The organism is Moorena sp. SIO3B2 (assembly GCF_010692525.1).
Classification (GTDB): Bacteria; Cyanobacteriota; Cyanobacteriia; order Cyanobacteriales; family Coleofasciculaceae; genus Moorena; species Moorena producens.
In genome coordinates this window covers 1-11,839 of record NZ_JAAHHE010000198.1, presented here as the reverse complement: position 1 = coordinate 11,839, position 11,839 = coordinate 1, and the positions used below count along the sequence as shown (strand labels likewise).

Below are 11,839 nucleotides of genomic sequence, written 5' to 3'. Positions count from 1 at the left end.
CTCCTGAAGGGGTCGGGTTTTCACCGCCATCCAAACAGTCAGTTAGGTTTGAAGGTTTTTTAGTCCTTCTTTCCCCCAGCTCATACCCCTTATGTAATAAGGCTCTTAGCTGGAACGAGCCGCACTTCAATGAAGCTTTTACCTGAGAGTCTGACGTTTATGAACCGACTACAAAGGATTTATAGGTTAATTTTCCCAATCGTAGAGAGGTCGTGCCTCAGGGTTGCTCAGAATCTTTTCTCTCCTTTGCCGTACCGCTCAAGATGATGCGATTATATCACATTTTGGAGCTCCTAACCCCCACCTGAACGAGGTGAAAGAAGTTACCGTAAGACAGTTGAGCGATAGGCGCGACAGCCTGTGAGTCATAAGTTTAAGTTATATGAAATAAGGCGAGCCTGTCTAAGGTTTCGTCTCCGGGGAATGCGTCGCTCATTTTTTTTCAAATAAATATACTTAATTTATATGCTTATATGCTATCCAATGGTGTTTAAAGTCCTAACCTATAACCTTAGACATCTTAGCTTAATTTTCCAGTAACCGTCAAAATCCCACTCTTACCGCTAATCAGGTACTTCGCTCATGCTTAGCTGTCTCCAGCCATGGTAAGCTTCGACCAGTTGGCTTACAGAAGTCATTCCTTACCAACTCATTTTTGGGGATATTTTCAGTGTACAGTTAAGCCATTTCTTGAGCAAAGATAGATCAGTACCAGTGTATGGGCATCCTTTAACTCAATGACAGGTCATAATCTCAGATACATCAACAGGTTGTTAGGAGCACATTGTCTTTAAATGCAGGGAACTTTGAGTGAAATTGATATCCGTAGCATCCTGCAACTGATCGAGCTAGGTCAGCGAACCGGGGAACTCTTAGTCGAGGCATACAGCCCTCACCCTAGTAGCAAGGCTAGCAATAGTGGCAGCAATCGTTTTACCTCAGCTAGACTTTACCAGCAGCCAAAACTACCAAGTCCGCGTCCGTATTGGTTTGTATTCTTCCTGAATGGCCAGATTGCCTATGCTGCTGACAGCGATGGGAGCTTGACGCGCCTGCATGATTATCTACGCCGCTATAAAGCCAATGATGCTCTCGATAAATTGGAAAGTCTGTCGATTGCGGCTACCAATGCTCTAGAGTATGGTTACCTTTGGGCTTTGTTAGAAAAGCATGTGATCACACCAAACCAAGGGCGAAGCATCATTCAAAGCATGGTTAATGAAACCCTTTTTGATTTGCTGAGCCTTCACCATGGCTACTTTGTATTTGAAATTGGTCCGGCATTAGCACCGCAACTTACTACCTTAGAAATAGAACCATTGGTCAGAGAGATGATGAAGCAGGTGCAGGAGTGGAAGCAATTGTGCCCTCATATCCAATCTCCCCATCAGTGTCCAATGATTACTGCCCATGACCAGTTACAGGCTACACTGCCGGAAAAATCCTTTAGACTCATAAGCAGTTGGGTAGATGGCAAAACTTCTCTACGCCAGTTGTCCCGTTATCTCCATCGCGACCTAATCACCGTAGCTCGGGCTATTCATCCCTATGTACAACAGGGGTCAATCCAAATGGTGACCCCCAAAGAAGCAGATACGCCAGCCATTGAAGAGCAATGGGAGTTCAAGAAAGTTACACGATCTGTTGTCTGTGTTGATGATGATCTCGCAGTTGGAAAAGCTGTGGAATATACCCTAGAAGCCAAAGGTTATAAAGTCACAGCAATACAGAAGCCCCTAAAGGCTCTGAGTCAGGTTTTCCAACTCCAACCCGATCTCATCCTCTGTGACCTAGTAATGCCCGACCTAGATGGTTATGAGCTTTGTGGCATGTTACGCCAATCCACAGCATTTCGGCAAACCCCCATCATCATGCTCACAGGCAAAGATGGCTTTATTGATCGGGTCAGAGCGCGAATGGTAGGTGCAACTGACTACTTAACCAAGCCCTTCGGAGATCATGAGTTATTGATGCTTTTGGAGAAATACATTTGGTCGAGGTGATCTAGAACAATACCAAGGTAGTAATGCCCTGAGCAAAGAATTAGATCAAGGGGAGAATATTGCTCTGTCAGCCTTTGAGTTATTAATAGAGGCGTCTAACCTATCAGTTAATTAACCAACACTATCCTAATTAAACCCACTGGTCAAGCTAGGAGCTTCCACAAATTCAAGAAAAATATAGTCTTTCTTGCTATCACCACCGATAGATGAGGGATACTGTAATCATGATTTAATTTATAGACCCAAATCGGGCTGTGGTTTAATTTCACGACCTTTCCCGAGGGTCGAGCTAGGAGTTATGAGTAAAGTTTTAGTTGTAGAAGACAGCCTTGCTCAACGGCAGATGATCTCAGACCTCCTTAAAGGTAGTGGTTTGAAGGTGGATGTTGCCAGTGATGGTGTTGAGGCTTTAGAACATATTTTAGAGTCTTGTCCAGATGTAGTTGTCTTGGATATAGTGATGCCACGCATGAATGGCTATGAGGTCTGTCGGCGTCTTAAGGCTGACCCCAAAACTCAGAATGTGCCAGTGGTGATGTGTTCTTCAAAAGGTGAAGAATTTGACCGCTATTGGGGCATGAGGCAAGGTGCAGATGCATACATTGCGAAGCCTTTTCAGCCAACGGAGTTGATTGGAACAGTTAGACAGCTACTCAGAAGATAAATATATTGGTATTTGACGGGAATGGTTGCTAATTCGGACTTTGTAACTGACTCGGCTCTTGAACAAGCCCCAGAATTGCAGGAATTGGAAAGTCCTGAAGGCGAACTATACCTGCGATTTTATCTGCCATCTGGTGATGAATTTGCTCTGCCGGCTACTGGTATCAAAGAGGTAATTGACCCCTCCCCTGAACAAATTACTCCTATTCCTAATGCTTCCCCTTTATTGTTGGGGACCTTCAATCGACGTGGACGGGTAATTTGGGTCTCAGATCTGGGTCAGTTTCTGGGGGATAAAACGGTTTTAAATACAGACCGTATAGAAATCCCTGTTATTGCTATTGAAGATCAAGACACTATGCTGGGGTTGGCAGTTCAACAAATTGTCTGTACAGACTGGCTGGATGTGGAAAAGTTACATATGCCTACCAATGTTGCCGATAGTATGACTCCTTTCTTACGCGGTGAGTGGTTGCTAGACATTGAGTCTAATCAGGTTCTGCGACTACTTGATCATGTGGCGATTATACGCTCAGCAAGGTGGGCAGCCTAAAAATAATTATTAAAAATTGAACATTAAAAATTAGTTGGATTAATTATTATTAAATATTAATTTTTAATGCTTCGGGAGGAGGTAAATGGCATCCAGTATAAATTACCCCCAGCTGTATGGGGAAGCCGAAAAAGCCTATATGCAGGGCAAATACCAAGAAGCGGCAACACTCGTTGATCGTTTGATTGAGGATTTCCCCAATGAACCCAGTGCGCTGCTACTGCGGGGTCATATTTACTGCTATGGTCTACAGCAGTACGATTTGGCTCGGCAACAGTATGAATCAGTACTCAATCTGACCTCTGAGCCGGATTTTGTTAATTATGCCAATAACGGTCTAGAGTACGCCCAGCAATCCACAAATGGTCATCAAGATCCTGGGTTATCACCTGATGATGTCAATACATCACAGGTGAAACTAGATGAGACTGAGGAGTTGAGTGCAGAACCCACAGAAGGAAATTGGCAAGACTTCGCTGATTTTAATGATATCAGTGAATTTGACCCGGAAAGCTTAAGTTTTGATAACACAGGGGTTGATGATTTTGCTTCAGAATCCACCTCACCCTTTAAGGAGTCTTTTCAAGATTCCACTAGTGATAGTGATGAAGGAGCCATAGAGTTACAGTCTGCTGATAATCTAGACCCTTTTAGTATGGTCAGTGACTTAGAAGAAGACAGTGAGGATTTAGAGAGTTGGGAAATTGGCTCTGATTTAGAACTCGATGTTAATGCTGTCAGTAGTCAGACTTGTTACAATGGCACAGAAGGACACTTTCCTGAACTCTCTCAAGAGGAGGGTCTACAAACATTTATGGTGTCTCCTGAGGAGAATTTAGACGAAGAGCTCTCTTATGGTTCAGAACAGTTAACTAGTGAATCTAGCACAGTTGAGTTTAACGTCCTGGCTGAAGAAGAATTAGAGTCTCTGGCAGATTACGAGTTTAGTGATCTCGAGGAGCAATCAAAGAATTCCTTTGTTGAAGCCGCAACCCTGTTAATGAATTCACCAGAGCTTGAGGGGAATTTTTCCCCGACTCCAAGTTCTGATCCTACCCCGACTACCGAAGAAAATTATTCCAGGACCGAGCAGTCTTTGGAAACAGAGAAACCAACTTCTGGGGATACTCAAGCCTATGCTGACAATCAAGAGGACTTAGAATATCTCAATCAGGCTCCTGACTCTACTGAACCCTATTTATCGGGAAACTATGGCTCGGATGAGCAACTTTTGGACTCAGCTTATGAACACAATGGGTTAAACTCTCCAAGCCCAGACCAAATTAATTTGGAATCCTTTGATGATGATTCTTGGACAATGGATGATGTAACGGAATCAGAAGAGGAAATCTTGTCAGGAATTGAAGCACATCAAGGGGTAAAAGAGGGTTTTTTAGATGAGTTTGACCTATTTGATGATGATTTAGATTCAATCCCTGATTTCTCTGTTGATGATCAGCAACCACTGTCCAATGAGAGTGATGACAATAGTGATTTTGATGTATTAAGCACTACTGGCTCAACACTGGGAAGTACTGGGTCAATGGAGATGAACACCAGTGGTGTTAGTGCTGTACCCAGTCATGATTATCCGTCAGCCACTGGGAATGAGGAGCTATTTAGCCTTAGTAGTGCCACCGAGCCAATCCCTATTTATAATCCCACTAAAGACATTGACAAAGAGCTGGTTGTTAGTATTGACCAAGGTCGACTAGCTCCCATAGAAAACGCTCCTGTCAACCAGAAGAATTGGATGACTGCCTTGATTACTGGCGCGGTCTCAATGGTGGTGGTAGCGGGGGTGAGTGCTGGAGCACAATACATGGTTAGAGATAATCCATCCTTCAAAAACCACGTGCGAAATACTAGTATTATGATGACCCTAGCCGCTGGTGTTGCCAGTTTTGGTACTACTCTGGCTGTGGGAAATATTACAGCTAGGCAGATTAGACGTAGTACCGAAAACCTGAAAACCCAGTTTGAAGGAGTCTCTCAGGGTAATCTCAATGCCCATGCTACGATCTATTCCCAGGACGAATTGGGTCAGTTAGCCCATAGTTTCAACCAAATGGCTAGAGTCATCTTGACAACGATGACGGAAGCACAACGAAAGGCAGAAGAGCAAGAACAGGCAAAAGAAGACCTCCAACGCCAGGTAATTCGATTGCTTGATGATGTGGAAGGGGCAGCACGGGGGGATTTAACGGTACAAGCAGAGGTAACTGCGGATGTGTTGGGGGCAGTTGCTGATTCCTTCAACCTGACCATTCAAAACCTACGGGAAATTGTACAACAAGTCAAGCAGGCAGTCCGTCAGGTGACCAAATGTTCCACCGATAGTGAGTCCTTTGCCCGTAGCTTGTCTTCTGATGCTTTACGGCAAGCTGAGGAACTGGCGGTGACCCTGAACTCTGTACAGGTGATGACCGATGCTATTCAGCGGGTGGCAGAGAGTGCAAGAGAAGCTGAGGAAGTTGCCCGCTCAGCCTCGGCTACTGCTCTCAAAGGTGGTGAGGCTGTGGAGCGCACTGTGGCAGGAATTTTGCAAATTCGTGAGACTGTAGCAGAAACGACTCGTAAAGTCAAGCGTTTGGCAGAATCTTCCCAGGAAATTTCTAAAATTGTTACATCGATTTCTACCATTGCCTCCCGAACGAATTTGTTAGCACTCAATGCTAGTATTGAGGCGGCAAGAGCTGGAGAAGCTGGTCGAGGCTTTGCTGTTGTTGCGGATGAGGTACGACAGCTCGCTGATAAGTCAGCCAAGGCACTCAAGGATATTGAACATATTGTCTTGCAAATCCAGAGTGAAACCGGTTCAGTTATGACAGCTATGGAAGAAGGCACCCAACAGGTGATTGAAGGTACTAAACGAGCAGAACAAGCCAAGCGATCGCTAGAAGATATTGTGCAAGTGGCAAACCGGATCGATGCTTTAGTACGTGCCATCACTGCGGATACTATCGAGCAAACTGAAACATCCCGTGCTGTTGCCCAAGTGATGCAATCCGTTGAGTTAACTGCTCAAGAAACCTCCCAAGAAGCCCAAAGGGTTTCTGGAGCTTTGCAAAACTTGGTGGGTGTGGCGGGAGAGTTGCGGACATTTGTTGAGCGTTTCCGTGTGGAAGCGAATGATGGGAAATGATCGACTAATGGCTAAAACTACCAGCCTCGGGTTATGGAGTCAGCGTTTACTGGCGGCGATTTTCTTAGCTGGGCAAGTGATACTTCATCTACTGACTGGGAAGATTCACCGCCGCAATACTATCGAGCAAATGGTAACCGTTGGACCAGAGTCTCTGATAATTGCTTTGCTCACTGCTACTGTAATCGGTATGGTGTTTACCATTCAGGTAACACGAGAGTTCATTAATTTTGGTGCCACGAATGCCATTGGGGGAGTCTTGGCTCTAGCTTTGGCTAGGGAATTGGCTCCGGTGTTGACTGCTGTGGTTTTGGCAGGACGAGTTGGTTCGGCATTTGCTGCAGAAATTGGTACGATGCGCGTTTCAGAGCAAATTGATGCTTTGTATATGCTCAAGACTGACCCGATTGATTACTTAGTGATTCCTCGGGTTATTGCTTGTTGTCTGATGCTGCCAGTGTTGACCATTCTCGCAATTGTGACTGGTATGGTAGGAGGAGTGGTACTGGCTCAAAATCTTTATGGTATTCCCCAGTCTGTGTTTCTTGATTCCGCTCGTAACTTCCTAGGAATTTGGGACTTGTTCTCTGCTGCTATTAAATCTTTAGTGTTTGGGCTGTTGATTGCTGTGATTGGTTGTAGCTGGGGGTTAACCACTACAGGAGGGGCTAAGGGTGTGGGTCAATCTACCACCACTGCTGTGGTTACTGCTTTGCTAGCAATTTTTATTAGCAACTTTTTATTATCATGGTTGATGTTCCAAGGGATGGGTAGTGCGGTGATCAGCTGAATAGCTTGTTGATCGTTCATTGTTAATTGCCCAAAAGCAATCCGTTAACAGACACTCACAAACCAGTAATCTTCCCTCAAGGTCTGTAGCTGTTCAAAATTCCCTAAAACCTGACCTGATCAGGATTAATCGACAGATCAGTTAATTTAGAATAGATCAATCGCACTTTGTGTAGCGGTCGATTCCTTTTCCTTTCGGAAACTTCCAAGAGCTCCACTTAACCCTATTGTCCACACTGTTCAGTTTTACAACTTCACTAATGTCCCAGTCGTATTTTGATACCGAAAGCAAAACTCACAAGTCGTTTGAATTACCTGGTGCTAGACCCCAATACAATCCTGACCGCCCAGGACAAGTGGAGCATATTTTCCTGGATTTAACTCTGGATATCCCCCTCCAAAGGGTTAGCGGTACCTGCACCATCACCCTCAAACCAATACGCAATGGCATTAAACAGCTAGTACTTGATGCGGTCAACTTGACTATCGCCTCAGTGCAGGTTGACCAAATCCCCCAGCCCTTTGACTATGACGGGGAACAACTACAGATCCACCTACTTAACCCCGCTGTTGTTGGAAAAGCGATTAAGATTGCGATCGCATACAGTGTAGACAACCCCCAGCGGGGTATTTACTTCATTCATCCAAACCAGCACTACCCCAACAAACCTACCCAAGTTTGGACCCAAGGAGAAGATGAAGACTCTCGCTTCTGGTTCCCTTGTTTCGATTATCCTGGTCAACTTGCTACCTCCGAAATCCGCGTTAGATTGCCAAAACCCCTGATTGCTATCTCCAACGGGGAACTAATTGCTACAGAAGAAGACGGCAATGAAACGATATACCACTGGCGGCAGCAAGAAGTTCATCCCACTTACCTGATGACTCTAGCCGTAGGGGACTTTGCGGAAATTCGGGATGAATGGCAGGGCAAACCAGTAAACTACTACGTGGAGAAGGGGCGAGAGGAGGATGCTCGCCGCAGCATGGGCAAAACTCCTGGAATGATAGAGTTCTTGAGTGAAACCTTTGCCTATCCCTACCCCTATCCGAAATACGCCCAAGTCTGTGTAGATGACTTCATCTTTGGTGGCATGGAAAACACCTCCACCACTCTGTTAACAGACCGTTGCTTGGTCGATGAACGAGCAGCTATCGATAACCAACGGACTGAAAGCCTTGTGGTTCACGAACTTGCTCATCAGTGGTTTGGGGACTTAGTGGTGATTAAACACTGGTCCCATGCCTGGATTAAGGAAGGCATGGCATCCTACACAGAAGTGTTTTGGACCGAAAATGAGTATGGTAAAGATGATGCTGCCTACTACCTACTCAATGAAGCACGCAGTTATATATCAGAAGATAGTTCCCGTTACCGCCGCCCCATGGTTACCCATGTCTATCGAGAAGCTATTGAACTCTACGATAGGCACCTTTATGAAAAAGGTGCTTGCGTCTATCATATGATTCGGGCAGAGTTAGGGGAAGACTTGTTCTGGAAAGCAATCCAAACCTTTGTTCAAGATAATGCTCACAAAACCGTAGAAACCATTGACCTGCTAAGGGCGATTGAAAAAGCTACCGGTCGTAATCTGTTATTCCTATTTGACCAGTACGTCTTCCGGGGGGGTCATCCTGATTACAAAGTTGCCTATTCCTGGGATGGGGATAGCCAGTTGGCTAAACTGACAGTAACCCAAACTCAGGCAAAAGATAGTAAAACGGGTAGCGATAGTGAGCTATTTGACCTGAAAATCCCGATTGCCTTTGGTTACACCCAGCTCGAAGACGATTCTCCTGTGAAAACCTCTAATGAAACCTGTCTACAGAAATTTACGGTCAGGGTTCATGAACGGGAACAAAGTTTCTATTTCCCACTGGCGAAAAAACCTAACTTAATTAGCTTCGACCACGGGAATAATTACCTGAAAACCGTTTCCCTAGAATACCCAATAGCCGAACTCAAAGCCCAGCTGAAATTTGACCCAGACCCCATCTCCCGTATCTATGCAGGGAAAGCCTTGGCGAAAAAGGGAGGATTAGAAGCAGTACAAGCATTGTCTGATGCCCTTACTAGTGACTCATTCTGGGGTGTTCGTTTAGAAATAGCCAAACAATTAGCTAAGGTAAAACTAGATCAAGCTGAAGCCGCCTTAATTGCTGGCTTGTCCGCTCAAAATCCCCGTGTGCGTCGTGCCGTTGTCCAAGCCTTGGGTGACGTGAAGACTCCAGAAAGCTACAATGCTCTCAAGCAATTACTAGAAAAAGGGGATGCCAGCTACTACGTAGAAGCTTCAGCAGCCAGGTCACTTGGGGGAATGGTTTCGGCAAGCCTTAAGGATAGAGAAGATGAAGTAATCCAATTGCTCACAAAAGTACTTCAAGAACGGAGTGGTTGGAATGAAGTAGTACGTAGCGGTGCCATTGGTGGCTTAAGTCAAATTAAATCTTCACCTATTGCCTTAGACGTAATTTTAGAATATACCACTCCTGGCATACCTCAACCCCTTCGTATAACAGCGATTCGAGCTTTAGGAGAGATTTCTACAGGTCAGACTCCCAATAAAATAGAGTCGATCCTGGAGCAATTAGAAGAACTGTCCCGTGAAACCTTCTATTTGACTCAAGTGACCATAGTTGGTGCCCTAGGAAAAATGGAAACTCCGAAAGCCATGGATATTTTGCGATCGCTTTTAGAGCATACTCCTGATGGGCGAATTCGTCGCATTGCAGAAGAAGCCATTCAGAAAGTCCAGAAAACCATTGGCTCTGACAAAGCCATTAAACAGCTACGGGACGAACTTGACAAACTTAAAAAAGATAATCAGGAACTCAAAAGCCGCCTGGAAAACTTGGAAGCCAAATCTAATCAAGCATGAAGTCTTTCTTTTACAGCTTCTAATTAAATTTCGTAAGCATTCAGCTCTCAGCTCTCAGCTCTCAGCTCTCAGCTCTCAGCTCTCAGCTCTCAGCTCTCAGCCAAAGGCCAAGGCTGACGGCTGACCGCTGACCGCTGAATGCTTACAATTTCTACTTAAATTTCTACAGTAAACACTGACCCTGATGGTTGATTATTTTCTACAAATATTCTACCACCATGGGCTTCAACTGCCATTTTACAGAACGTTAATCCCAGACCAGTTTGATAAATTCCAGTCATTAAATTTCCCACATCGTACTTATCAAAAATACGTTTTCGCAATTCTTCATTAATCCCAGGTCCAGAATCAGAAATGCGAATTATAGCTTGGGGTTCGGGATATACTGGATAATCTACTTGCAGTATAATTTTACTTTGTGAAGGAGAAAATTTGATGGCATTTGAGAGCAAGTTATCTAAGACACGCCGGATTAAATTAGCATCAATTAAAAGAGTATTACTGGATTCTGGTATATCGCTAACTAGCTGAATGTTTTTCTCGTGAGCAATGGCTTGGAAATCTAAGACTACCTCTTGTTCGAGTGCATTGAAATCCACCAAGTCTCGATGAAGGGTAAGTTTTCCCGATTGTAACTTCGCCATCATCAATAAGTTATCCGTCATTGAGCGCAGCTGGAGAGCTGATTTCAAGATTTGTTCAGTCTTTCTTTGCTGTTTTTCTTTGAGTTCAGTTTGCTGCAAAATCTCACAAGATATGATAATATTAGCCAAAGGATGTCTCAAATCATGCACGATCATATGAGACATATCTTCCCTCAGCTGTAGAGTAGCAGCTAGTTCATCATGTTGTTTTTTAATCCGCAACATCGAACGCACTCTAGATCGCAGTTCGATTCCACTAACAGGTTTACCTAGGAAATCATCGGCTCCTGCATCCAGGCATCGGGCAAGATCTTCCTTAGAATTGAGAGCCGTTACGATAATAATCGGGATATGGTGCCACTTTGGGTGAGACTTAATCCGATGGCAAACCTCTATACCATCAAGTTCTGGCATCATTACGTCCAATAAGATTACGTCCGGTTGAATTTTTTCTAGACCGTTTAATGCCTCTTGACCACAAGAGGCATAGCTCAAGTTGTAACCTTCCTTGAATAGCAGAGCCTCAATGACATCAAACCCACAGGGTTCATCATCAACTACTAGTATAGAGTTTTGACTATCCATCAATAACACCCTTTATGCGCTTGAATAGTTCACCATATTAAATATAGATATCTGGGATTTATTTTGGCTAATATAAATTATTATACCATTAATTTATATACGATTGATTAGTATGTTTAAACCTACTTGGGACTGATAAATAATGACTAATCACGCTAATCACGAATAACTAATTACTAACTAATTGCAAATCCTTAACCTCTACATGAACATACTTTTGAATAGTACTGACCAAGTTTTTCAGACTCACTGGTTTAGAGATGTATTCGTCCGCGCCAGCTCCTAGACATTTCTCCTTATCCCCTGGCATCGCCAGTGCTGTTACGGCAATAATGGGAATTTTGCTAGTTTCCTGATTGTCTCGAATTCGCTTAATCGCTTCAATACCGTCCATATCTGGCATCTGAATATCCATCATAATCAGCTGTGGGTGGTACTCTTTAGCCTGGCTAATCGCTTCCCAGCCATTCTTGGCTAATATCAACCGATAGCCTTTGCTGAGCAAGTAATCCCAAATCGTCTTAATGTTAGTTTCATTATCCTCTGCAATTAAGATTAACGGTGACTCTGGAGCTGTT

General features: G+C 44.2%; 8 protein-coding genes. 6 read left to right on the top strand and 2 right to left on the bottom strand.

What is annotated here, in order from left to right:
* Nucleotides 1-794 precede the first annotated feature (794 nt).
* From F6K38_RS27295 to F6K38_RS27270, 6 genes are all read left to right on the top strand, one after another.
* A complete protein-coding gene (locus tag F6K38_RS27295; RefSeq protein ID WP_008180687.1) occupies nucleotides 795-2,003 on the top strand; it encodes a response regulator in 1,209 nt (402 codons plus the stop codon).
* A gap of 298 nt (nucleotides 2,004-2,301) precedes the next feature.
* Nucleotides 2,302-2,667 (top strand): response regulator transcription factor, encoded by a 366-nt coding sequence (locus F6K38_RS27290; RefSeq protein ID WP_008180685.1) that lies wholly within the window; start codon nucleotides 2,302-2,304, stop codon nucleotides 2,665-2,667.
* Nucleotides 2,668-2,688: 21 nt separating this feature from the next.
* Nucleotides 2,689-3,219 (top strand): chemotaxis protein CheW, encoded by a 531-nt coding sequence (locus F6K38_RS27285; protein WP_008180683.1) that lies wholly within the window; start codon nucleotides 2,689-2,691, stop codon nucleotides 3,217-3,219.
* 85 nt (nucleotides 3,220-3,304) lie between these two features.
* Nucleotides 3,305-6,364, top strand: coding sequence for a methyl-accepting chemotaxis protein (locus F6K38_RS27280; RefSeq protein WP_008180681.1), 3,060 nt, complete (start codon nucleotides 3,305-3,307; stop codon nucleotides 6,362-6,364).
* 7 nt (nucleotides 6,365-6,371) lie between these two features.
* Nucleotides 6,372-7,154 (top strand): MlaE family lipid ABC transporter permease subunit, encoded by a 783-nt coding sequence (locus F6K38_RS27275; protein ID WP_044492430.1) that lies wholly within the window; start codon nucleotides 6,372-6,374, stop codon nucleotides 7,152-7,154.
* A 259-nt stretch (nucleotides 7,155-7,413) separates the two neighbouring features.
* The gene (locus F6K38_RS27270) at nucleotides 7,414-10,032 is read left to right on the top strand and encodes a M1 family metallopeptidase (RefSeq protein ID WP_008180678.1); all 2,619 of its coding nucleotides are present in this window, start codon (nucleotides 7,414-7,416) and stop codon (nucleotides 10,030-10,032) included.
* 155 nt (nucleotides 10,033-10,187) lie between these two features.
* On the opposite strand, the gene F6K38_RS27265 is transcribed toward F6K38_RS27270, so the two are convergent.
* Both F6K38_RS27265 and F6K38_RS27260 read right to left on the bottom strand, forming a co-directional pair.
* Nucleotides 10,188-11,261: an ATP-binding response regulator gene (locus F6K38_RS27265; protein ID WP_287294115.1), complete on the bottom strand. Its 1,074-nt coding sequence runs from the start codon at nucleotides 11,259-11,261 to the stop codon at nucleotides 10,188-10,190.
* A 169-nt stretch (nucleotides 11,262-11,430) separates the two neighbouring features.
* A partial coding sequence (locus F6K38_RS27260; protein WP_287358217.1) for a response regulator occupies nucleotides 11,431-11,839 on the bottom strand: 409 nt, incomplete at its 5' end.

Coding starts and splice junctions, on each gene's coding strand:
- F6K38_RS27295 (WP_008180687.1), top strand. CDS start 795: ATGCAGGGAACTTTGAGTGAAATTGATATCCGTAGCATCCTGCAACTG.
- F6K38_RS27290 (WP_008180685.1), top strand. CDS start 2,302: ATGAGTAAAGTTTTAGTTGTAGAAGACAGCCTTGCTCAACGGCAGATG.
- F6K38_RS27285 (WP_008180683.1), top strand. CDS start 2,689: ATGGTTGCTAATTCGGACTTTGTAACTGACTCGGCTCTTGAACAAGCC.
- F6K38_RS27280 (WP_008180681.1), top strand. CDS start 3,305: ATGGCATCCAGTATAAATTACCCCCAGCTGTATGGGGAAGCCGAAAAA.
- F6K38_RS27275 (WP_044492430.1), top strand. CDS start 6,372: ATGGCTAAAACTACCAGCCTCGGGTTATGGAGTCAGCGTTTACTGGCG.
- F6K38_RS27270 (WP_008180678.1), top strand. CDS start 7,414: ATGTCCCAGTCGTATTTTGATACCGAAAGCAAAACTCACAAGTCGTTT.
- F6K38_RS27265 (WP_287294115.1), bottom strand. CDS start 11,261: ATGGATAGTCAAAACTCTATACTAGTAGTTGATGATGAACCCTGTGGG.